This window comes from Sphingomonas sp. DBB INV C78, from assembly GCF_042693015.1.
Classification (GTDB): Bacteria; Pseudomonadota; Alphaproteobacteria; order Sphingomonadales; family Sphingomonadaceae; genus Sphingomonas_E.
In genome coordinates this window covers 1,678,167-1,699,893 of the sequence record NZ_CP170544.1, presented here as the reverse complement: position 1 = coordinate 1,699,893, position 21,727 = coordinate 1,678,167, and the positions used below count along the sequence as shown (strand labels likewise).

Annotated in this window: 19 protein-coding genes and 1 tRNA gene; 13 read left to right on the top strand and 7 right to left on the bottom strand. The window is 64.2% G+C overall.

Annotated features, from left to right (window positions below; genetic code table 11):
* Nucleotides 1-13 precede the first annotated feature (13 nt).
* On the bottom strand, nucleotides 14-1,915 hold the full coding sequence (gene dnaK, locus ACFB49_RS08150) for a molecular chaperone DnaK (RefSeq protein WP_380878246.1): 1,902 nt from the start codon (nucleotides 1,913-1,915) through the stop codon (nucleotides 14-16).
* Between the two features lie 183 nt (nucleotides 1,916-2,098).
* Between dnaK and ACFB49_RS08145 the strand changes: the two genes are divergently transcribed.
* The 4 genes from ACFB49_RS08145 (at nucleotide 2,099) to ACFB49_RS08130 (ending at nucleotide 4,521) form a co-directional block, all read left to right on the top strand.
* The gene (locus tag ACFB49_RS08145) at nucleotides 2,099-2,563 is read left to right on the top strand and encodes a copper chaperone PCu(A)C (RefSeq protein WP_380878244.1); all 465 of its coding nucleotides are present in this window, start codon (nucleotides 2,099-2,101) and stop codon (nucleotides 2,561-2,563) included.
* The gene (locus tag ACFB49_RS08140) at nucleotides 2,550-3,032 is read left to right on the top strand and encodes a vgr related protein (protein WP_380878242.1); all 483 of its coding nucleotides are present in this window, start codon (nucleotides 2,550-2,552) and stop codon (nucleotides 3,030-3,032) included. The genes ACFB49_RS08145 and ACFB49_RS08140 overlap by 14 nt, the downstream gene beginning before the upstream one ends.
* 97 nt (nucleotides 3,033-3,129) lie before the next feature.
* Nucleotides 3,130-4,377: an SLC13 family permease gene (locus ACFB49_RS08135; RefSeq protein WP_380878240.1), complete on the top strand. Its 1,248-nt coding sequence runs from the start codon at nucleotides 3,130-3,132 to the stop codon at nucleotides 4,375-4,377.
* A gap of 59 nt (nucleotides 4,378-4,436) precedes the next feature.
* Nucleotides 4,437-4,521: transfer RNA gene (locus ACFB49_RS08130), tRNA-Leu, on the top strand.
* A gap of 75 nt (nucleotides 4,522-4,596) precedes the next feature.
* Here ACFB49_RS08130 and ACFB49_RS08125 read toward each other — a convergent pair.
* From ACFB49_RS08125 to ACFB49_RS08115, 3 genes are all read right to left on the bottom strand, one after another.
* Nucleotides 4,597-5,970: a class II 3-deoxy-7-phosphoheptulonate synthase gene (locus ACFB49_RS08125; RefSeq protein WP_380878237.1), complete on the bottom strand. Its 1,374-nt coding sequence runs from the start codon at nucleotides 5,968-5,970 to the stop codon at nucleotides 4,597-4,599.
* A gap of 78 nt (nucleotides 5,971-6,048) precedes the next feature.
* Nucleotides 6,049-7,182 carry a non-hydrolyzing UDP-N-acetylglucosamine 2-epimerase gene (wecB, locus tag ACFB49_RS08120; RefSeq protein WP_380879899.1) on the bottom strand — a complete coding sequence of 378 codons (1,134 nt, stop codon included), beginning with the start codon at nucleotides 7,180-7,182 and terminating at the stop codon, nucleotides 6,049-6,051.
* A 14-nt stretch (nucleotides 7,183-7,196) separates the two neighbouring features.
* Entirely contained in the window at nucleotides 7,197-8,186 is a 990-nt protein-coding gene (locus ACFB49_RS08115) for a tetratricopeptide repeat protein (RefSeq protein WP_380878235.1), read from the bottom strand.
* Nucleotides 8,187-8,424: 238 nt separating this feature from the next.
* Here ACFB49_RS08115 and ACFB49_RS08110 point away from each other — a divergent pair, with 238 nt between their 5' ends.
* From ACFB49_RS08110 to ACFB49_RS08080, 7 genes are all read left to right on the top strand, one after another.
* Entirely contained in the window at nucleotides 8,425-9,315 is an 891-nt protein-coding gene (locus ACFB49_RS08110) for a CPBP family intramembrane glutamic endopeptidase (protein WP_380878233.1), read from the top strand.
* On the top strand, nucleotides 9,312-10,520 hold the full coding sequence (locus ACFB49_RS08105) for a toll/interleukin-1 receptor domain-containing protein (RefSeq protein ID WP_380878231.1): 1,209 nt from the start codon (nucleotides 9,312-9,314) through the stop codon (nucleotides 10,518-10,520). The genes ACFB49_RS08110 and ACFB49_RS08105 overlap by 4 nt, the downstream gene beginning before the upstream one ends.
* Before the next feature lie 153 nt (nucleotides 10,521-10,673).
* The gene (locus tag ACFB49_RS08100; protein WP_380878228.1) at nucleotides 10,674-11,312 is read left to right on the top strand and encodes an OmpA family protein; all 639 of its coding nucleotides are present in this window, start codon (nucleotides 10,674-10,676) and stop codon (nucleotides 11,310-11,312) included.
* 254 nt (nucleotides 11,313-11,566) lie between these two features.
* Nucleotides 11,567-13,999 (top strand): cyclic nucleotide-binding domain-containing protein, encoded by a 2,433-nt coding sequence (locus ACFB49_RS08095; protein ID WP_380878226.1) that lies wholly within the window; start codon nucleotides 11,567-11,569, stop codon nucleotides 13,997-13,999.
* A 1-nt stretch (nucleotide 14,000) separates the two neighbouring features.
* Nucleotides 14,001-14,876 carry a hypothetical protein gene (locus ACFB49_RS08090; RefSeq protein WP_380878224.1) on the top strand — a complete coding sequence of 292 codons (876 nt, stop codon included), beginning with the start codon at nucleotides 14,001-14,003 and terminating at the stop codon, nucleotides 14,874-14,876.
* 10 nt (nucleotides 14,877-14,886) lie between these two features.
* Nucleotides 14,887-16,725: a cytochrome c3 family protein gene (locus ACFB49_RS08085; protein ID WP_380878221.1), complete on the top strand. Its 1,839-nt coding sequence runs from the start codon at nucleotides 14,887-14,889 to the stop codon at nucleotides 16,723-16,725.
* A 149-nt stretch (nucleotides 16,726-16,874) separates the two neighbouring features.
* Complete coding sequence (locus ACFB49_RS08080; RefSeq protein WP_380878219.1) at nucleotides 16,875-17,762, top strand: phosphodiesterase; 888 nt, start codon at nucleotides 16,875-16,877, stop codon at nucleotides 17,760-17,762.
* An 8-nt stretch (nucleotides 17,763-17,770) separates the two neighbouring features.
* On the opposite strand, the gene ACFB49_RS08075 is transcribed toward ACFB49_RS08080, so the two are convergent.
* Nucleotides 17,771-19,240 (bottom strand): amidase, encoded by a 1,470-nt coding sequence (locus ACFB49_RS08075; RefSeq protein WP_380878216.1) that lies wholly within the window; start codon nucleotides 19,238-19,240, stop codon nucleotides 17,771-17,773.
* Between the two features lie 27 nt (nucleotides 19,241-19,267).
* Between ACFB49_RS08075 and coaA the strand changes: the two genes are divergently transcribed.
* Nucleotides 19,268-20,203, top strand: coding sequence for a type I pantothenate kinase (coaA, locus tag ACFB49_RS08070; protein ID WP_380878214.1), 936 nt, complete (start codon nucleotides 19,268-19,270; stop codon nucleotides 20,201-20,203).
* A 10-nt stretch (nucleotides 20,204-20,213) separates the two neighbouring features.
* On the opposite strand, the gene ACFB49_RS08065 is transcribed toward coaA, so the two are convergent.
* Complete coding sequence (locus ACFB49_RS08065) at nucleotides 20,214-20,399, bottom strand: hypothetical protein (protein WP_380878212.1); 186 nt, start codon at nucleotides 20,397-20,399, stop codon at nucleotides 20,214-20,216.
* Nucleotides 20,400-20,653: 254 nt separating this feature from the next.
* Here ACFB49_RS08065 and ACFB49_RS08060 point away from each other — a divergent pair, with 254 nt between their 5' ends.
* Entirely contained in the window at nucleotides 20,654-21,049 is a 396-nt protein-coding gene (locus ACFB49_RS08060; protein WP_380878209.1) for an endonuclease domain-containing protein, read from the top strand.
* Between the two features lie 161 nt (nucleotides 21,050-21,210).
* Here the strand turns inward: ACFB49_RS08060 and ACFB49_RS08055 are convergent, their stop codons facing one another.
* The gene (locus ACFB49_RS08055) at nucleotides 21,211-21,531 is read right to left on the bottom strand and encodes a GIY-YIG nuclease family protein (RefSeq protein WP_380879897.1); all 321 of its coding nucleotides are present in this window, start codon (nucleotides 21,529-21,531) and stop codon (nucleotides 21,211-21,213) included.
* Between the last annotated feature and the right edge of the window lie 196 nt (nucleotides 21,532-21,727).

Here is a 21,727-nt window from a genome sequence, read left to right as displayed (position 1 = left end):
AGGGGCTGGAGGCTTACGCCTTGTTGTCGTCCACTTCCGAGAATTCGGCATCGACCACGTCGTCGGCTTTCGCCTCGCCCGCGTCGGCCGCCGGAGAAGCGGCGGTCTGCTGCTCCTTCTCGTAGATCGCCTGGCCGAGCTTCATCGCGACCTGAGCAAGCGCCTGGGCCTTCTCGGTCATCGTCGCCGGATCGCCACCTTCGACCGCCGTCTTGGCGGCGGCGACGGCAGCTTCGATCTCCGACTTCAGCGCCGCATCGACCTTGTCGCCATGCTCTTCGAGCTGGCGCTCCGTCGTGTGGATCAGGCTTTCGGCGTTGTTCTTCGCCTCGGCCGCCTCGCGACGCTTCTTGTCGTCCTCGGCGAACTTCTCGGCATCCTTGACCATCTGGTCGATGTCGCCGTCCGAAAGGCCACCCGAAGCCTGGATGCGGATCTGCTGTTCCTTGCCGGTGCCCTTGTCCTTGGCCGTGACATGGACGATGCCGTTGGCGTCGATGTCGAACGTGACTTCGATCTGCGGCACGCCGCGCGGCGCCGGCGGAATGCCGAGCAGATCGAACTGGCCCAACATCTTGTTGTCGGCCGCCATTTCGCGTTCGCCCTGGAACACGCGGATCGTCACGGCCTGCTGATTGTCGTCCGCAGTCGAGTAGACCTGGCTCTTCTTGGCCGGGATCGTCGTGTTGCGGTCGATCATGCGGGTGAACACGCCGCCCAGCGTTTCGATGCCCAGCGACAGCGGGGTCACGTCGAGCAGCAGCACGTCCTTGACGTCGCCCTGCAGCACGCCGGCCTGGATGGCGGCGCCCATGGCCACCACTTCGTCCGGGTTCACGCCGGTGTGCGGTTCCTTACCGAAGAAGCCCTTCACGACTTCACGGACCTTGGGCATGCGGGTCATGCCGCCGACCAGGACGACCTCGTCGATCGCGTCGGCCTTCACGCCGGCATCGGCGAGCGCCTTCCTCATCGGCTCGATCGTGCGCTGGATCAGGCTGTCCACCAGACGCTCCAGATCGGAACGGCTGATCGACTTCACCAGATGCTTCGGCCCGGTTGCGTCGGCGGTGATGAAGGGCAGGTTGACCTCGGTCGTCTGCGCCGACGACAGTTCGATCTTCGCCTTTTCAGCCGCTTCCTTCAGGCGCTGAAGCGCAAGCCGATCCTTGGTGAGATCGATGCCTTCGGCCTTCTTGAAGTCTTCAGCCAGGAATTCGACGACCTTGGCGTCGAAGTCTTCGCCGCCCAGGAAGGTGTCGCCGTTGGTCGACTTCACCTCGAACACGCCGTCGCCGATCTCGAGGATCGACACGTCGAAGGTGCCGCCGCCAAGGTCATAGACCGCGATCGTCTTGCCTTCGTTCTTGTCGAGACCATAAGCGAGCGCTGCCGCCGTCGGCTCGTTGATGATGCGCAGCACTTCAAGACCCGCAATCTGGCCGGCGTCCTTGGTCGCCTGGCGCTGCGCGTCGTTGAAGTAAGCCGGAACGGTGATCACCGCCTGCGTCACCGTCTCGCCCAGATAGGCTTCGGCGGTTTCCTTCATCTTCTGCAGCGTGAAAGCCGAGATCTGCGACGGCGAATAATCACTGCCGCCCGCCTGCACCCAGGCATCGCCATTGGGGCCGCGAACGATGTGATAGGGCACCAGTTCGGTGTCCTTCTTGGTGACGGGATCGTCGAAGCGGCGGCCGATGAGGCGCTTCACCGCGAAGATCGTGCTGTCCGGATTGGTGACCGCCTGGCGCTTGGCCGGCTGGCCGATCAGCCGCTCGCCATCCTTGGCGAACGCCACGATCGAAGGCGTGGTGCGCGTGCCTTCCGCATTTTCGATAACCTTGGGCTTGCCGCCGTCCATCACGGCGACGCAGCTGTTGGTGGTGCCAAGGTCAATCCCGATAACTTTTGCCATACGTATACCCTTCGTCCCCCGAAGATTGAGGCGTATCCGCCGGTTCCCCTTGCCAGTGAAGCGAAAACCGGACGGCGTACTGTTTCGGAGGCCGATATAGGCGGGCTTTCGGTTGCCGCAAGACGTGGCCGTGCCTAATGGAGAGCGGATCGGTTCAGCCGATCAAGATCGAAGGAGTTTTGCATGTCACGTCGCCTCCTGCTCGCGCTGCCGCTGGCTGCCGTCGCGCTTGCCGCCTGCCAGCCGGCGGCGCCCAAGGATGCGACGGTAAGCGACGCCTGGATTCGCCTGTCGCCCGTGGCCGATCGCCCGGCGGCGGCCTATTTCACCGTGCATGGCGGGGCGGCGGCGGAACGCCTGATTGCCGTCGAAAGCAGCAAGGCCGGCCGGATCGAACTGCATGAAGGCGGCATGAAGGACGGCATGATGACGATGCGCGCCATCGATGGCGTCGATGTGCCGGCGGGTGGAGAAGCGAAATTCGCGCCCGGTGGCAATCATGCGATGCTGTTCGACGTTGCGGCCGACGTGAAGCCGGGTGGCGACATGCCGCTGACCTTCCGGTTCAAGAGCGGCAAGACGATCGAGGCCCAGGCACGCACACAGGCTGCGGGCGATGCGGCGTCGGGCGAGCATGAAGGCCACTGACGGGCCGGAGTCCCGTCCGCTCAGCGCTGGCGAACAGGCGCTCGCCGCATCAATGTTCGGTGGTGCGATCGACTATGATCGCGTCCGCCTCCACCGCCGCAAATGGTGGCCCTTGCAGCCGCGTGGTGTCGTCATGGCGCCCGACGGCCATATCTGGTTCCATCCGCAGAGCCCTTATTGGTGGGCGGATTTCTCCGTGGCGCCCTTGGCCGCGCAGGGGCTGTTCATCCATGAAATGACGCATGTCTGGCAGGCCCAGACGCGCGGCCGCTGGTGGTTGCCGCTGATGCGCCATCCCTTCTGCCGATATGGCTATCGCATCCGTGACGGCTGGCCGCTCGATCGCTATGGGGTGGAGCAGCAGGCCGAAATCGTCCGCCACGCTTTCCTGCTCCGCGCCGACCATCCGATCGCCGGCGATACCTCGCTCGCCCAGTGCGAGGCCGCCTTGCCGTTCGGGCGAGGCTAGATCAGGGACTATTGCCGTCCAACATTGGGTTTAACCCGATGCCCGACGATGTTTGCGGCCATTATCCTCTTCCGGTGACCTCGCGGAGGGGTGTCGGATGAACTTTGTCCTGCCGATTTTCCTTTTGACCTATCTGGTCATCGCCATCGGCTATCTGCCGGGCTTCCGCATCGACCGCACCGGGGCCGCCATATTGGGCGCGATCGCGATGATCGTCACGGGCGGCATCGGGTTCGAGCAGGCGTGGCACGCCGCGGATTTCGGGACGCTGGCTCTGCTGTTCGGGCTGATGATCGTGTCCGGCGCCTTCTATGTCGCCGGCTTCTATCATTGGGTGGCGGTGAAGGTGGCGATGCTCGACGTGCCGCCGCGGACCTTGCTCGCCATCCTGATCGCCGTGTCCACGATCCTTTCGTCCGTCCTGACCAATGACGTCGTGGTGGTGGCGATGGTGCCGCTATTGATCGAGATCGCGATGGGCCGCGGGCTCAATCCCATCCCTTTCCTGCTCGGCTTCTGCTTCGCGTCCAACGCCGGATCGGCGGGAAGCATGATCGGCAGCCCCCAGAACATGATCATCGCGGGCGAGATGAAGATCAGCTTCGCCCAATTCCTGGTGTCCGGCCTGGTGCCGTCGATTCTGTCGATGTTCGTCATATGGCTGACGATCATCGCGCTTTATCGGGGGCGGTGGGCCGTGGAGGGGCCGGCGCACGGGGCGGCGACGCCGGGCGAGAAGGTGGAGGTCAACCATCTCGAAATGACCAAGGCTACGATCGTGTTGGTCGCGGTAATTGCCAGCTTCCTATTCGCTTCCTGGCCCTATCCGATCGTTGCGTTGACGGCGGCGGCGCTGCTGCTGCTCAACCGGCGCGCCATCGGTGTCCATTCCTCCGATCTGTTGAAGCGGGTCGACGGCAATCTGCTGCTGCTGATTTTCTCACTCTACATCATCAACGCCGCCTTTGCGCAGACCGACTATCCGATGCAGGTGCTCGACTGGCTCGCCGCGCATGATTTCGATCTGCACGATCCCTATGTGATGGTGGCGGTGATGACCTTGCTATCGGATCTGGCAGACAACAGCTCGGCGGTGATGCTGCTCGCTCCCTATGGCGACAAGAGCGAGCCGCTGGTGACCACCGCCGCGCTGGCTCTGGGGGCAGGCTTTTCGAGCAATGTCGTCAATTTCGGAAGCCTTGCCGGCATCATCGTTGTCGAAAGCGCGGCGCGGCAGGGGGTGAAGATAGGCTTCATGGAATTCTTCCGCGCCGGCATCATCGTCGGTGGCATCTGCCTTCTGATCGCTGTTGCGTGGATCGCCGTTCTGCAAGGGCTCGGCTGAACCGGAAAGCCTATGGACCGGCTCGCTTCTTCATGGCATGGGGCGCCTTCCCAAGCCGTGCGGGCGTGGTGAAACTGGTAGACGCGCCGGACTCAAAATCCGGTTCCGCAAGGAGTGTCGGTTCGAGCCCGACCGCCCGCACCATATTTTCCAAACAGCCAAAAAGAAAAGCGCGGAGACTTTCGTCCCCGCGCTTCAATGCTTCGTTGTGGCGCGCGATCAGGCCGCAGCCTTCTCCCGTTCCCGCATTTCCTGGTTGAGCATTTCGGCCAGCAGGAAAGCCAGCTCGATCGACTGGCCGGCGTTGAGCCGCGGGTCGCAATGCGTGTGATAGCGATCTGCCAGGCTCTGCTCGGTGATGTCGATTGCGCCGCCGGTGCATTCGGTGACGTTCTGGCCGGTCATTTCGGCGTGGATGCCGCCGCCATGCGTGCCTTCCGCCCGGTGGACGGCGAAGAAGCCGCGCACTTCGGCGAGGATGCGGTCGAACGGACGCGTCTTGTAGCCGTTGGCGGCCTTCACGACGTTGCCGTGCATCGGATCGCAGGACCAGACCACCGGCCGCCCTTCGCGCTTCACCGCGCGGACGAGGGCGGGCAGATGCTTCTCGATCTTGTCGTGGCCATAGCGGGTGATCAGCGTGACGCGACCTGGCGTGCGCGCGGGATCGAGCGTGTCGAGCAAGCGCAACAGCACATCCGGCTCCAGGCTCGGCCCGCACTTCAGGCCGATGGGGTTGCCGATGCCGCGCAGATATTCGACGTGCGCCGAACCTTCGAAGCGGGTGCGATCGCCGATCCAAAGCATGTGGGCCGACGTGTCGTACCAATCGCCGGTCAGCGAATCCTGGCGGGTCAGCGCCTGCTCGTAGGGCAGCAGCAGGGCTTCGTGGCTCGTGTAGAAATTGGTGCCGTTGAGCTGCGGCACGGTCTGCGGGTTGATGCCGCAGGCGGCCATGAAGTCGAGTGCGTCACCGATCCGGTCGGCCACTGCCTGATATTGCGCGGCCCACGGGCTGCGGCCCATGAAATCGAGCGTCCAGGCGTGGACCTGGTGGAGATTGGCATAGCCGCCCTGCGCGAAGGCGCGAAGCAGGTTGAGCGTCGCCGCGGCCTGGTTATAGGCGCGGACCATGCGTTCGGGATCAGGCTCGCGAGAGGCGGCTTCGAACGCGATGTCGTTGACAATGTCGCCGCGATAGCTGGGCAGCGAGACGCCACCGATCTCCTCGGTTCCTGCTGAACGCGGTTTGGCGAACTGGCCAGCCATGCGGCCGACCTTCACGATCGGAAGCTTGGACGCATAGGTCAGCACGACCGCCATCTGCAGGATGACGCGGAAGGTGTCTCGGATATTGTTCGGATGAAATTCGGCGAAGCTTTCGGCGCAGTCGCCGCCCTGGAGCAGAAATGCCTTGCCCTCCGCCACCTGCGAAAGCTCGGCCGTCAGCGCCCGCGCTTCACCGGCAAAAACCAGCGGCGGATAATGGGCAAGCTCGCCCGTCGCGCGGTCGAGTGCCGCCTTGTCGCTATATTCGGGCAGTTGCCGCGCTTCGTGCTGGGTCCAGCTCTCGGGCGTCCAGTTCGTCGCCATGATATACATCCTTTCGCCGGCCCCATTGGGGGAGGGGAGGGACGAAGGCAAGCCGCGAGGCGCTTGGGGGCGATGAAGCTAGGCTTGGATTGGGGGAATCCGATAACGCATGTTGCGATCGGATACCCCAAGGCCGCGCCTGGCGAACCAGCCCTCGATCGCATCCAATATGCGCTCGGCGGCGTCTCCCTGGCCATAGGGAAAAGCGGGAACGGACATGGCGGCATGGGCGGCGGGATCATCCAGCAGCAGCGTGGCGGCCGCGAAGATCCGCTCGCTGTCCGTGCCGACCAGCCGCGCATTGCCGGAAGCAAAAACCTCGGGCCGCTCGGTATTGTCGCGCAAAACGAGGAGCGGCACGCCCAGCGCCGGAGCTTCTTCCTGAATGCCCCCCGAATCGCTCAGAATCAGATGGGCATTGTCCATCGCCGTCACCATCGACGGGTAATCGAGCGGTGGAATGAGCTCGATCCGGTCGATGCCCTCAAGCGCCTCTACCAAGCCTCGCCGTACCTCGGGATTGGGGTGCAGGGGCACGAGGATGCGCACGTCGGGTCGCTGGGCCAGATGACGAAGGGCCGCGCAGATCGACGCGATGCCGCGCCCGATATTCTCGCGACGATGACAGGTGACGAGGATCTGCCGCACAGCGGCGTCATGAAGTGTCCAGCCCTTTGCGAGCCGCCGCATCGTCAGCAGCGCGTCGATGCCGGTATTGCCCGTGACGATGACCTCGCCAGTTACGGTGAGCTCGGCCGCCAGATTGGCAGCGGCATCTCCTGTCGGGGCGAAGAGGAGCGTGGAAATCGCGTCGATCTCAACGCGATTGCGCGCTTCGGGGAAGGGGCATGCGAGGTCGTGGCTGCGCAGCCCGGCTTCGACATGGCCGACCGGCACGTCCCAATCATGAGCGGCGAGCGCGATCGCCCAGGCGGTGGTCGTGTCCCCCTGGACGAGGATCATGTCGGGGTGAAAGCGCTCGATCAGGGCGGGGAGGCTGGCGGCGATCAGGTCCGCCAACTCGTCAATGGTCTGGCCGGGCCGGAGCAGTTCGAGATTGGCTTCGACGGGAACGTCGAAGGCCCGCATCACATCGTCGAAAGGTTCTCGATGTTGCCCGGTCGCGACGAGGCGATGATCGATTGCCGGCCGCAGCGATGCGGCACGGGCCAAGGGAGCGAATTTTATCGCTTCGGGCCGCGTGCCGGCAATCGACAGCAGCCGGATCAGGCGCCGGGTATTCCCAACTGGCGGGCACCGTCGCCGATCCGGGTCAGGGTCGCTTCATCGCCGTTGAAGGCGGTGCGCGCGTCGGCAAGCGCCTTGCCTGCGGCCTTCTGATCGCCAAGCACCATGTAGCTGCGCATCAGCCGCAGCCAGCCGTCGGCATTTTTCGGATCGGCCTTCAGCTTGGCGGCGAGCCCATCGACCATGCCGCGGACCATTTCATCCTGTTGGCCGGGGGGCAGTGAGGAGGCGGCCGTCATGTCTTCCCGCGTTGGGCCGGGGATGGCGGCCGTCGCGGCGGAAGATGCGGGCGCCTTGGGCTCGGGCATGCGACCGGCGATGTCGATCTTGTTCTGGCTCGCCGACTGCAGGATCGTCTGGCGGACATTCGCCTCCCACGGGGCTTCGGGCGGCGTATCCTTCAGCAGCGCGATCCAATCATTGATGGCGCCCTGATGGTCCCCGGCCAGATCCTTCTTCACGCCCAGGAAATAACGGGCGCGCGGATCGGACGCGTCGATTGCCAGCGCTTTGCGGAACGCAGCCTCCGCATCAGCCGGGACGGCGGCAGTGGGAGAGGACAGCACGATCGCCTCGCCCAGCGCCGACCAGCCATTGGCGTCTTTGGGATCAACCTCGGTCGCCTTTCGGTAGGCGCGGACGGCATCTGGAAAACGCTCAGTACGATAATAGGCCCAGCCCAGCATCCGCCAGCCTTCGCCATCAGCCGGATTTTCCTGCAGCTTCTTTTCAAGCTGGGTAATCATCGTCGCGACATCGGCCTGTGGCGGCATCGAGGAAACCGACGAAGCAGCTGTGGTTTCGGTCGTCTCGCGGCTTTTCACGACCTGAAAACCGATCGCGACCACGGCGATGCCGGCGGCGGCCAGCAGCGCGATGCGGCCGAAGCGCAAGCCGCCTTCGTGACGGTCGACCGTCACGACCTTCTGCGTGCCATCCGGCATTGCCGGCTTAGCCTCGTCAACCATGTTAATGATATTCCCCGTTTACCGACACTTGTCTTATTGCAGTCTAGCGCAAGTGGGGTGAAATGATACAGTGGCTTGCGAAGGGGCGTTGTAAATAACCGTGCAATGCGTGTCCGGTCGGACACATGCGTTGCGGCATCACGGCAAGCCGACAGGGGGTGTGATTGGCTATGGATTTACCAGGCGACGCCAGCCGTCCACGGGGATCATCTTTTTGCCATCCTTTGGATGCCTTGCCATGAGTAGCGCCGATTCCGCAGCGAGCAAGGCCGCCGAGCCCTTCTGGTGGGGCGACAGCGCGCGGGCGGTTGCCGCGATCGCCTGGGTAGCCGGCGGCTGTACGCTGATCCTGATGATATTGGCGCAGCCCATCGTGGAAGCGGCCGATGGAATGCTTGGCGGCATTCATCCCGCGCTCGGTGCCCGTTTCGGCATCCCGGTAGCCGTGCTGGCGCTGGCCGCGGTGGGATTGCTGATCTTCAGGCGGCCGTTTCGTCTCTATCGCCGACGCCCGGCGCTGGTGCTCTATGCCTTTCCGAGCGGAGTGCTTGCCGTGCTGGCCCTGCTCGCGATTGCCAGCCTTGCGGGGATTGTCATTCCGGTGCCGCCGGCAACAACCGAACGCGCGCTCATTCTCGGCAGCCTTGTCGTGCTCGTTCAGGTGGTCGGCGAAGAGGTGCTCTTGCGCGGCCTGCTGCAACCGCTGTTGACCCGCGCCTGGGGTGCGTGGCTCGGCATATTGCTGACGGCGCTCACTTTCACATTGATCCACGTGCTCGGCGGGTGGAGTGATCCAGTGTCGCTCTTGAACATAACACTCGCCGGCATATGGTTCGGCCTGCTTGCGCTCAGGACCAGCGGCCTGCTGGCGCCGAGCCTTGCGCACTTCGGCTATAATTGGGGGGAGGAGATCCTGATCGGGACATCTCCGAACCCGGGCATCGGCCCGTTCGGAGCGTTTTTCGACTTCGATCTGGCCGGGCCAGCGATCTTGGGGGGATCCTTGGACGGTTTCAATGCAAGTGTGGTGCTTAGCGTGGTGCTGGCGCTGCTCATTCTGCCACTCGCGCTGATGCGGGCGCGGCCTGCCGCCACGAGCGGCGCATCGCCTTCGGAGGCCCGGGCATGAGCGATATCGTCCTTTCCTATTCTGCGGCCGATTCGGATCGCGCCTCCGCGATCGTCAACGGGCTGCGTGCGGCCGGCCACAATGTGTGGTGGGATCGCGACATCCAGCCGGGGCAGGAGCGCAAGGCTGCGATTGCGGAGGCGATGGCCGATGCAAAGCTCTGCCTGGTCGCTTGGTCGCGGGTGTCGACCGACCATGCCACAGGTCAGGACGTGATCGATGAAGCCGAGGCCGCCAAGAGCCGGGGCGCCTATCTCGGCGCGTTGCTCGACAAGGTGGAACTGCCGTTCGGTTTCGGCGGATATGACCCGATCGACGTCGCGCCGTTCAACGGATCGGCAGCCGATGTAGCCGCGATCGTGCAGGGCGTGCGCGATTTCATGGAGAAGGGCCAGGCCGCACCGGCGGCGCTGCCACCGCCGCCGCCACCGCCCAAGGCGCCGGTCAATAAGGGGCTTATCGTCGGGATCGCGGTGGCGGCCGTGATGATCGGTGCCATCGCCTTCTTCCTGTTCCGCAGCGCGGCACCGACCTTGGCCGACAAGGTGGAGCCCAAGCTGGCCGAAATCCCGTGCGCCTGGTTGCATGTCGATCCGGTTCAGTCCGGCGAGGACGGCCGTATCGGGCTGATCGGCGTTGCCGGCGATCCGGCGGCTGCGCAGGCGACCGTGATGCAGATCGCCCAGGGCGAAAATTTGGCGGTTCAGTCGGTTGCGATCGACAAGGTCGCACAGATCGACCCGCGCGAATGCCCCGCCATCGACGAGCCGCGCCGGCTGCGTAAGAGCCCCGGCGGACGGCTGCGCGTGACGGGTGAGCCCTTCTTCCTCGATCCCAATACCAAGCAGTCGCTGGCCCGTGTGGCGATCGCGCTCGATGGCAAGGACAAGTCGGTCGCGGTGTTCGGTGTCGAGCCTTCGGGCGTCGTCACCTGGGCGCTGCCCAACTCGGCGGCGATCGACGAACTCAAGAATCTGCCTGCGGAGTTGGTGAAGACCGGCGACGGCAAGTGGGAGTTCAACATCTATCCTGACCATCTCGGCTGGACCGGCCTGTTTGTCGTCGTCGGCGATCGGCCGCTGGCGAAGAGCATGCCGCAGGGCACGGTGCAGCCGTCGGCGGAATTCGCCAGCACGCTGCGCGAGGCGACGGCGGCGGGCGAGTGGGACGCGGATATGGTGTGGTTCCGCATCGACCCGAAATAAGCGTTCGCAATTTTTTCATGGCGGTGATGGAGATCACTGTCCGAATCACTGATTCGGTTCACCAAGAGCGGGCGGCAGGCACCACGTTGCGGGGGGCGTAGCCGGAAGATATTATCGCGGGGCAATCTTCCCGCAGCTGAAAGGATGTTTGCGATGAAGCTGGTCGTCAGCTTGGGAGTTCTGGGTTTCATGCTCGCGGCGGCGGCGCCTGCCCATGCGCAGTCCGATCCGGAATCAGCACAGATCATGTGCGATTTGACCGGCGACTGCGCCGAGGACGTCGCCGATCCGAACGCCGCACAGGGCAATGAGCTCACGGCTGCCACACCGGGGGCGCCGCGCGGCGGCAAGACCCGCGGCTTCTCGTTCCAGCGCGCCGGCGCCACGCCGTCGCAGTCGACCCGCGTCGCCACGGCGCCGCAGCCGACGACGCAGCGCGTGGCCAAGCCGGCGCAGGTCGGTTCGTCGGACCTCGGCCTGACCTTCATGCCCAATTCGGCAGAGCTGACCGAGCCGGCCAAGGCGCGGCTCGCCAAATATGCCCAGGTGCTGGGCGGGCCGAAGCTCAACGGCCGCCGGCTGCGTATCGAAGGTCATACCGATGCTTCGGGTTCGGCGGCGATCAACAAGGAATTGTCGCGCCGCCGTGCGCAGGCAGTGGCCGATTTCCTCGCCGCTTCGGGCGTTGCCCGCAACCGGCTGGACGTGGTGGGCTATGGTTCGGCCAAGCCGCTGCCTGGCAAGTCGGCCAGCGCGCCTGAAAACCGGCGCGTGATGGCGGTGCTGCTCTAAGTCCGCTCAAGATGGTTTGACGATCGACAAGCCCGGCCTCTCGATGGGGTCGGGCTTTGTTTGGGCTAATTATGGCTCGTAGGTGTCGGATTTCGTTTTGATCGTAAGATTTTTCTGTCAAGAAGCGGTCTAGCGATTGCCGCTCAAGATGATAAAGTGTCAAAGGGTTCGCACCTAATAATAATGGTCCGCAACGACGGGCCGCTCGCGTCAGGCCCGAACGGGCCAGCTTGTTGGGTGAACAGGGGGACCAGTTGGCAGAGGCCTATCGCATCGCCATCGTCGGCTCAGGGCCGGCCGGGCTCAGCGCCGCCGCGCGTGCGTCGCAGCTCGGCATAGCGAACATCCTGCTCGAAAAGACCGATCACCTTTCGGATACGATCTTCAAGTATCAGAAGGGCAAGCACGTCATGGCGACGCCCAGCCAACTCGTGCTCCGATCGGATCTCGATTTCGACGCGGGCAAGCGCGAAGCCATTCTGGAAGTCTGGGATCGCCAGTCCGAAGAGAGCAAGATCAACGTCCGCATGAATGCGGAGGTGAAGGCGATCACGGGCGGCAAGGGTGATTTCACGCTGACCTTGGTCGATGGCACGACGATCAAGGCCGAGAACGTCATCCTGGCGATCGGCACGCAGGGCAATCCGAACCTGTTGCGCATCCCGGGCGGCGATCTGCCGCATGTGCAGTATCAGCTCGACGATCCCGGCGAATATGTCGACGAACATATCACCATCATCGGTTCCGGCGATGCCGGCATCGAAAATGCCGTCGGCCTGGCTCAAGATCCCGCGCAGCGCAACATCGTTACTATCCTCAACCGATCGGCCGATTTCAGCCGTGCCAAGGATGCCAATGTAAAGGGCCTGTTCGGCATGCGCGACGAGGGCCGGCTGTCGGTGATGACCGACACCAGCCCCCAGAAGGTCGAGCCCGGATATCTGACGCTGGATACGCGCGATGGCGAAACGCGCATCCGCTGCGACCGCATCATCGCTCGCATGGGGTCAGCTGCGCCGCGCAAGTTCATCGAAAGCTGTGGCATCGAATTCACCAGCGAGGATCGCGAGGCCTTTCCGAAGCTGACCTCGACCTTCGAGAGTTCGACGGCGCCGGGCATCTACATTATCGGCGCACTGGCGGGTTATCCGCTGATCAAGCACTGCATGAACCAGGGCTATGACGTCGTCGAGATCATCAACGGCAACACGACGCTGAAGCCGGCCGACGAGCCCATTCTGGAGGCCAAGTTCAAGGGACTGCCGCGCCAGCGTTCGGTGGACGAGTGGCTGGAATTCCTGCGGACGAACGTCGAGATCCTCAACGATCTGTCACCGCTGCAGATGCGCGAGTTCATGCTCGATTCCGATGTCCGCGCCTATCGCATCGGCGAGACGGTGTTCGAAAAGGACGATCCCGGATCGTCGCTGTTCGGTATCGCGTCCGGTTCGGTCGATGTCGCCGGCCGGGTGAAGATCGGCCGCGGCTCGATCTTTGGTGAGGTCGGCCTGATTTCGGGCCGTCGCCGCGGCGCCACGATCCGCGCGGCCGAGGATTCGATCCTGGTTGAAGTGTCGCGCACCGCGGCGCTCAAGCTGATGGCGTCGAACCCCGGCGCCAAGCGCGTGGTGACCCGCATCTCGACCGAACGGCAGTTGCTCCAGATGTTTGGATCGGGGCTGACCTCGGACGATCTGACCGAGGTAACCAATACCGCCAAGGTGGAATCGGTCAGCGCCGGCAAGACGATCATCAACGAAGGCGACGACGGCTGCGATATCTTCGTGATCCGCGTCGGATCGATGGTGGTGGAAAAGAATATCGGTGGAAAGCCGGTGTTCCTCTCCTACCTGCCGGCCGGCTCCTATGTCGGCGAGATGGCGGTGATCGACGGCGCCAAGCGCAACGCTACCGTCCGCGCGGCGATCAAATCCGAAGTGATCCGGCTGGATGGCGAGGCGTTCCGCCGACTGCTCGATGCCAAGCCGGACCTGCTCGCCAAGGCCAAGAAGGACATGGCCCAGCGCCAGGATCTGAATGCTTTTGTCGAGGCGAAGAAGGACAGCTTCTCCAGCGTGGTCGACATGTATTCGTCGGTCGCCAACTTCCTGGTCGAACAGGGCGTCGGCGAAGCGACCGATGTGCTGCTGATCGACGAAAATCTCTGCGTCGGCTGCGACAATTGCGAAAAGGCCTGCGCGGACAGCCATGAGGGGCTGTCGCGGCTGGACCGCGAAGCCGGACGGACCTTCGCCCATCTCCATGTGCCGACGTCTTGCCGGCATTGCGAGCATCCGCATTGCATGGCTGATTGCCCGCCCAACGCGATCCATCGCGGGCCGGACGGCGAGGTGTTCATCAATGACACCTGCATCGGTTGCGGCAATTGCCAGCGCAATTGCCCCTATGGCGTGATCCGGATGGACAAGGTTCCGCCGAAGAAACCGAGCTTGCTGAGCTGGTTCCTGTTCGGCAAGGGGCCGGGGCCGGGCGAGCCCAGCCACGAATGGGCCTACAAGAATGCCGAGCCCGGCGTCGAAAAGGCCAAGCGGGCCATCAAGTGCGATATGTGTTCGGGGATCGAGGGCGGCCCCGCATGCGTGCGCGCCTGCCCGACCGGGGCGGCGATCCGCGTTGCGCCCGAAGAATTCCTGACGGTGGCCAAACTCGATCGAGGGGAAGGCTGAGGTGGCGACAAGGGGGGTAAGACAGCTCGCCGTTGACGGCGGATCGAAGCATGAAGGCTTCCTGCGCTATGGCGGCTATCGCTGGCTGAAGATCGCGCTTGCGATCTCGTTCGCGGCAATCCTGATCTACGCCTTTCATGACGCGCGGCCGCGTCCCAATGGCGGCACCTGGTATGGCTATCTGTTGGGCACGATCGGCGCGGGCCTGATCCTGTGGCTGACCATGCTCGGCGTGCGCAAGCGGACGATGACGCCGGGGCGCTGGTCGCTCAAAGCATGGACGTCCGCGCACGTCTATCTCGGCCTGTCACTGGTCATCGTCGCGACGCTGCATACCGGCTTCCAATTCGGCTGGAACGTCCACACGCTGGCTTATGCGTTGATGATGCTGGTCATTCTGTCCGGTATCTATGGCATCGGCGTCTATTCGGCGCTGCCCCGCGTGCTCAGCAACAACCGCGGCGAAACGACGCAGATGCAGATGCTCGACAGCCTGCGCCAGCTCGATCGCCAGCTCGATCAGGCGGCCCAGCCGCTCGATCATCGCTATGCCGAAATCGTCCAGATGTCGCTGAACGACGATCCGTTCGGCGGCGGGCTGATTGCGCGCCTCACCGGCCGCTATCCCAAATGCGGGACGCGCGCGGCCCAAGCCGCGATCCGCACGGAGACCGGCGACCGGCCGGCGATCGGTCAGGATGCGATCGAACGGATCGACGTTCTTCTCGAACGCAAGGAGGCAGCACTTTCCCGCGTGCGCCAACATCTGCGCCTGAAGGCGCTGCTGGAAATCTGGCTCTACGTCCATGTGCCGCTGACATTTGCGCTGATCGCCGCGCTGTTCGCGCACATCTTCTCCGTCTTCTTCTACTGGTAAGGGCGCGCGCATGAGCTTCCTCGTCCGCCAGATCTCGCGCACCGCCGACGGGCGGGAAATTATTCGGCCGCGCACCTTCACGCAGAACGAGATCGTCGTCGGCCGTGATGCGGCAAGCGACATCCACCTGCCGGACCTTGCCGTCGAACTGCGCCATGGCGTGATCCGCGAGCTTGGGTCGGGCCGCATCGAGATCGTTCCGACCTCAGGCCTGCCAGTGGACATCAACGGCCGGTCCTCGACACAGGCCGAGACGATAGATGTAGGTCGCGGTGCCAATATTCGTATCGGCAACCATCTGCTGAGCGTTTCCTCCGGGGAAGGCGAAGATCAGGGCAATGTCGTCATTTCGGTGGAGCGCGTTGGCGCGCTTTCCGAAGCGTCGGATATCCGGGACGAGCAGCGCGCCTTCTCGCTGGCGGGCGCCGCGCCCGGCCGCCGCAAGACGGCCTGGATATTGGCTGTCCTGGTGTTGCTGGCCTTTCTGGCCTGGCCGATCTGGTCTTTTGCCACCAACAAATATGCGGAATCCGGCGAACGTCGGCCGGTGGCGTTCCACGCGGACGAGATGTGGTCTTCCGGCAAGCTCAGCCTGGCGCACGCCAATCTCGAGAATAATTGCCAGGCCTGCCATGTGAAGCCGGGTGAGGCGGTGCGCGACGAAAGCTGCGCGACCTGTCATTCGACACTACACGACCATGCCGATCCAAAGCGGCTCGCCGCGGCGCGGCCGGAGAAAGCGGCGGGGGACAAGTTCCAGTTGGCCGCGGCCGGCATGTTCGGCATTCCCGAAGGACGCTGCGTCGATTGCCATACCGAGCATGAAGGCGCGACCGCGATGCCCGTTACCGAGCAGCGCTTCTGCAGCGATTGCCACAACGGCATGGACCAGCGGCTGACCGATACGACGGTGCTGAACGCATCCGATTTCGAGAAGGATCATCCGCAATTCCGTCCCGCGGTGATGACGAGCCCGGGCAATCGCCCGATCGTCCAGCGCCTTTCGCTCGATGCCCGGCCGATCGAGGATCATGGTCTGAAATTCCCGCACGACATCCATCTTTCGACCAGCAACGGCGTCGCCAAGATGGCTCAGACGATGAAGGTCGAATATGGCTTCGGCGACAACCTGGTCTGCGCCGACTGCCACGTCTCCGATCCGTCGGGCGCCCGCTTCGCCAAGGTGACGATGGAGCAGAACTGCCAGATGTGTCACAGCCTCGCCTTTGATCGCGTGGGCGACACCATCCGCACGCTGCGCCATGGCGATCCCAAGCAGGTCGTCGCTGATCTGCGTGCCTTCTACCGCTCGACCGGGCCGGTTGCGCCGATCAACCTCGGCGGCCAGTCGCGGCGTCGGCCGGGAGATGCGATGCTGGTCCGCACCAGTGCCGCCTTCAATCAGGCGGCGGCCACGCGACCGGGCCGTGCCGATGCGGCGATCCGCGCGGTATTCTCGCAAGGGGGCGCCTGCTTCGACTGCCACACCGTGACCCAGCCGACAGCGCCGGGTGCGGCCGATTGGGGCATCGTGCCGGTGCGCTTGCCCGAACGCTATATGCAGAAGGGCTGGTTCGATCATAAGAGCCACGAGACCGAAGCGTGCGAAAGCTGCCACGTCGCCAAGACGTCCAGCACTTCGGCCGATGTGCTGCTGCCCAAGATCGATAGCTGCCGCACCTGCCATGGTGGCGAGCGGACATCGAAGTCGGTGCCGTCGTCCTGCGCGATGTGCCATGATTATCATATGGACGGGCGGGCGCCGCTGATGGTGCGGAGCATGCGCGACAAGGGGCAGCGCGCATCTCGTTACGGCCTGGAATCAGAACGGGCCACCGGCGGTAACTGAATCCCAAGTCTTTTTCCTCTAGACCTGTGCCGCGGATCACAGCCCATTGACCGCGGCACCGGCATGTTCGACCGGCTCGAGTTTGGCGCATAAGGGCGGCAAGCGTCAGTTGTCGGGTGAAACAGGGGAAAGAGGGTGGCGCCGGGTCTATGCTGATCGCCCAGATAACGGATATCCATCTTGGCTTCGACCCGGACAACCCGGCGGAGTTCAATCGCAAGCGCCTGGACAAGGTGCTCCATCTGCTGAGCGAGATGGACCGCAAGCCCGACATGCTGTTCGCGACGGGGGACCTGGTCGATCGCGGCGACATCGACTCCTATCGGCGGTTGCGCAACGCGCTGGCGGCATGCCCTTTCCCGGTGTGGATGTGCGTCGGCAACCATGATGTGCGCGACAATTTCTGCGCGACCTTCCCGAAGGTGCCGACGGCGGATGGCTTCATCCAATATGTCGTCGAGTCCGGGCCATTGCGGTTCATCGTCCTCGATACATTGGAAGAAGGGCGCCATGGCGGTGCCTTCTGCGAGCAGCGCGCCGAGTGGCTGGCGCAGCGCGTGGCGGAGGCGCCGGATCGGCCGACGGTGGTGGTGCTGCATCACCCGCCGATCGATACCGGGATCGAGTGGATGACCACCGGACGCGATGAACCCTGGGTGGGGCGGTTGGATGCGGCGCTTTCCGGACACCGCAACATCGTCGGCCTGATGTGCGGGCATATCCATCGTGCGATCGTGACGGGGTGGCGCGGACGGCCGCTCAGCGTATGCCCGTCGACCGCGCCGCAGGTGGCGCTGACCCTGGCGCCGATGAACCCGGCCGAGCCCGATGGCCGGCCGATGATCGTCGCCGATCCGCCGGCCTTTGCGCTGCATTACTGGAATGGCGAGGGGCTGGTGACGCATTTCGACAATGCCGACGAGCATGTCGCGCTGGCCCGGTTCGACGCGTCGATGCAGCCTTTGGTGGCGAGCCTGATCGATGAGCGGCCGAAGCCTGAGGGGGTGACGGCGGCGCGGCGGGTTCGGCTGGTTTAACGTCAGGTTTAGACTGGATTACCCAAGGCGGGCCAGGGGCGCGAGCCTAAACCTGTGGTTTCCAACAGCCAGGCGAGCCGCAAAACATCCATATCATTGAAGCGCTTAGCGATGATCTGCAGGCCGATCGGCAGGCCATCGGCGGTGAAGCCGCAATTGATCGACCCCGCGGGCTGGCCGGACATGTTGAACGCGACGGTGAAGGCGATATGTTCGAACGGGCGCGTCGGATCGTCGATCGGGCTGGCGGACTCCGCGGCGAAGGCGGGGACGGGCGCGGTGGGCGAGAGCAGGAAATCCAGATCCGCCAGCGCCCGGTGCGCGCTCACCGCCATCGCGTCGATCTGCGAAAATCCGCGATAGACCTCGACCCCGTCGATCCCGTCGGCGCCTTCCACCCATTGCAGGATGTAAGGCAGGATGCGGGCGCGGCGATCCGGCTCCATCCGCGACACATCCGACCAGAAGCGCGTGCGCCAGAAGCGATCCAGCCCGTCGAGCATGGCGTGGGTCAGGATCGGCGCAACGGGTTCGACGATCGCACCGGCTGCCTCCAGCGTGCGGGCGGCGCCCTCCACCGCAGCCGCGACCTCGGGATCGACGGGCAGGCCGCAACCGGCGTCCATCATCAGCCCGATCCGCAGGCCGGCCACCTTGAGATCAAGATCGCCCCAGTCAATCGCCGCAGGGGGCAGGCTCATATGATCGCGATAATCGGGTTCCGAGAGAGTAGCCATCAGCAGCGCGGAATCGGCCACCGTCCGCGTCATCGGCCCGGCGACGCGGCCGATATAGGGCGGATCGACGGGCACGCGGCCGAAGCTGGGCTTCAAACCGAAAATGCCGCACCAGCCGGCCGGTAGCCGGATCGACCCGCCGATATCGGTGCCGACATGGAGCGGACCATAGCCGGCGGCGCTCGCGGCGGCGGCGCCTGCGCTCGACCCGCCCGGATTGCGGCTGAGATCCCAGGGGTTGCGGGTGAGTGGGTGGAAGCTGGAAAGTCCCGAAGACAGCATCGCATAATCGGGCGTGGTCGTCTTGGCGAAGATGATCGCTCCGGCCTCGCGCAGTCGGGCCGAGGCCGGGGCATCGGCGGGGGCGGGGACGAGATCACTGGCGGCGGTGCCGAGCGGGATGGGCACGCCTTTCGTCGCGATCAATTCCTTCACCGTCACCGGCACGCCGTCGAGTGATCCGGCGGGTGACCCCGCATGCCACCGATCGGTGGAGGCCCGCGCCGCCGCCCGCGCGCCATCCGGATCATAGGCATAAAGCGCGGCGATCTGAGGCTCGCAGGCATCGGCGCGCGCGATCACCGCCTCCATCGCCTCGGTGGGCGAGAAATCCCCCAGGCGGTAACCGGAAAGCAGTTCGACAGCGGTCAGATCGGCAAGGTCGGTCATGGTCGCTCCGCAGGCGATGGCCGCGCCATCCTGCCATGGCACAGCAGAATCGCCAGCGCCCTCTTGCGTCATGGCGTCGCCTCTGCGCAAAGCGCGCTTATGGATAGCGAGAGCCATTCGGATTTCAGCCGCGCGGAATGGGCGCGCCTCAGATCCAGCGTGCCGATGATGCTGAGCGAGGCCGAGGTCGAGGCGCTGCGCGGCGCCAACGAGCCGACCTCGATGGTGGAGGTGGAGGAGGTGTTCCTGCCCCTCACGCGCCTTATCAACCTGCACGTCGCTGCATCGCGCGGCCTGGCGCGCGTGACCGACGATTTCGTCGGCCGGCCGAGCTGGCCCAGGCCCTATATCGTCGCGATCGCCGGCAGCGTGGCGGTGGGCAAGAGTACGGTCGCCCGTTTGCTGCGCGCCCTGCTATCGCGCTGGCCGGACCATCCCAAGGTCGATCTCGTCACCACCGACGGCTTCCTGTTCCCGACGCGGGAGCTGGAGGCGCGGGGGTTGATGGGCCGCAAGGGTTTTCCCGAAAGCTATGACGTCAAGCGCATGATCGGCTTCCTGTCCGACATGCGGGCGACGGGCCGCGCGGTATCACCCGTCTATTCGCACCAGGCCTATGACATTCTTCCCGGCGAGGAGCGCTTCGTCGACCGGCCGGACATATTGATCTTCGAAGGGCTCAACGTCCTCCAGATCGGGGCCGGGGTCGAACGGGCGAGCGCGCCGGTGTTCACGGCATCGGATTTCTTCGACATCTCGATCTATATCGATGCCGCCGAGCAGGATATCGAGCGCTGGTATCTCGAACGCTTCATGCTGTTGCAGCGCACGGCCTTCCAGAACCCGGCATCCTATTTCCACCACATGGCGAAGGCGTCACCGGAGGAATCGCGCGCCTTCGCGATGCAATTGTGGGACCAGATCAACGGCCCCAATCTGCGTGAGAATATCCTGCCGTCGCGGTCGCGCGCGGATGTGGTGCTCCATAAACAGGTGGACCATGGCGTCGATTGGTTGAGGTTGCGGCGGCTGTAGGCCGCCGGGATCAGCCCAGCGCCTTGGCGGCCTCGTTCACCCGGGTGCGCGCGACGGTGTCTTCGGCGCTGGCAGCCATCGCTTCCCATGTCATCGCCGAGCGTTCGTGCATCAAGCGACGGTTGGGCAGATTGGTCTTGGCAGCCGCTTCGCGTTGCGCGGCGGCCTGGGCGCGATAGGATTCGATCAGGGACATGACATGCCCTTACCCGAAATAGCGGCGCCAGCCTAATTGCTGGGCGGGGAGGTGGTTCGCGGCCGGTATCTGCGGACGGCGCGGGCGCCCACCGGACGCGACAGCGAGGCGCCTGGGTCGGGTTTGGACATTTCCGGCCCGCCCGAGCGGACTGTCAGGACACGCTGACATTGCGGACGTTCTACTCCCCTCCCTGAAAGGGAGGGGTTTGGGGGTGGGTTGGCGTGCGGAGCGCGCCTTACTAACCTTGCCTCATGTCGCGGGTGCCGGAGCATATGACAGCCAATGCGCGTGCCCTGCGCAATGGCCAGACCGAAGCCGAACGCCTGATCTGGCGGCGGCTGTCACGTTTTCAACCGCGCTTCACCCGGCAATTGGTGGTTGGCCCCTATATTCTCGACCTCGCCTGCCGATCGGTAAAACTGGCGATCGAGTTCGACGGTAGCCAGCACCTCGGCGCCGAGGACTGTGATGCGCGGCGCTCCCAATTCCTGGCGGACCATGGCTGGACGGTCATTCGCTTCTGGAACGGCGAGGTTCTCGCCAATCCCGATGGTGTGGCTGAGGCAATCCTTGCAAAGACCGCCGATTGCCTCGGCGGGACCCACCCCCAACCCCTCCCTTTCAGGGAGGGGAGGAAGAGAGGCTGACGTCTCTTCCCCCGACATAGCGGACTTAAGGTGGTCGGTTCGGTGTGCCTGATTCCCGACCGTCAGCAATTGGGAGATCGCCGTCGGCCAGCGATCGACCGCTAAGTCGGGGGGCCCGCCGCCCCATCTTCGTCACCCCGGACTTGTTCCGGGGTCCACCGTCACGCAAGCGATACCGTCAGCCCTTCCAGCCCGAACGAAACCGCCAGATCATCCCATGATGGATTGTCCCGCTCGATCAGATTTCGTTTCCAGTCCCGCTGCCAGCGTTTGATCTGCTTTTCGCGCAGGATCGCCGATTCCATCGAGCCGGCATGTTCCCAATCAACGAGGCGCTTAATCCCATATCGCTTGGTGAAGCCGTCAAACTTGCCTTCGCGATGCTCAACGATGCGGTGCAACAGATCAGATGTGACGCCAACATACAGCGTGCCATTGAGGTCGCTGGCAAGGATGTAGACGCAAGGTTGGCGCTCAATCATCAATGTTGATGTGTGCTGCACGGTGGACCCCGGAACAAGTCCGGGGTGACGAGGGGGAGCCATTGGCAGCCGAACATCAGCAATGTCGTCGGGTCCTGACTGTCCGGATTTTGGCGCGATCTCGCGGTCGGAGATTCCTGTATTAAGCCAAAAGTGCGAATTCCGTTGTGGAAACAAATGGAAACGGTGACGTTCT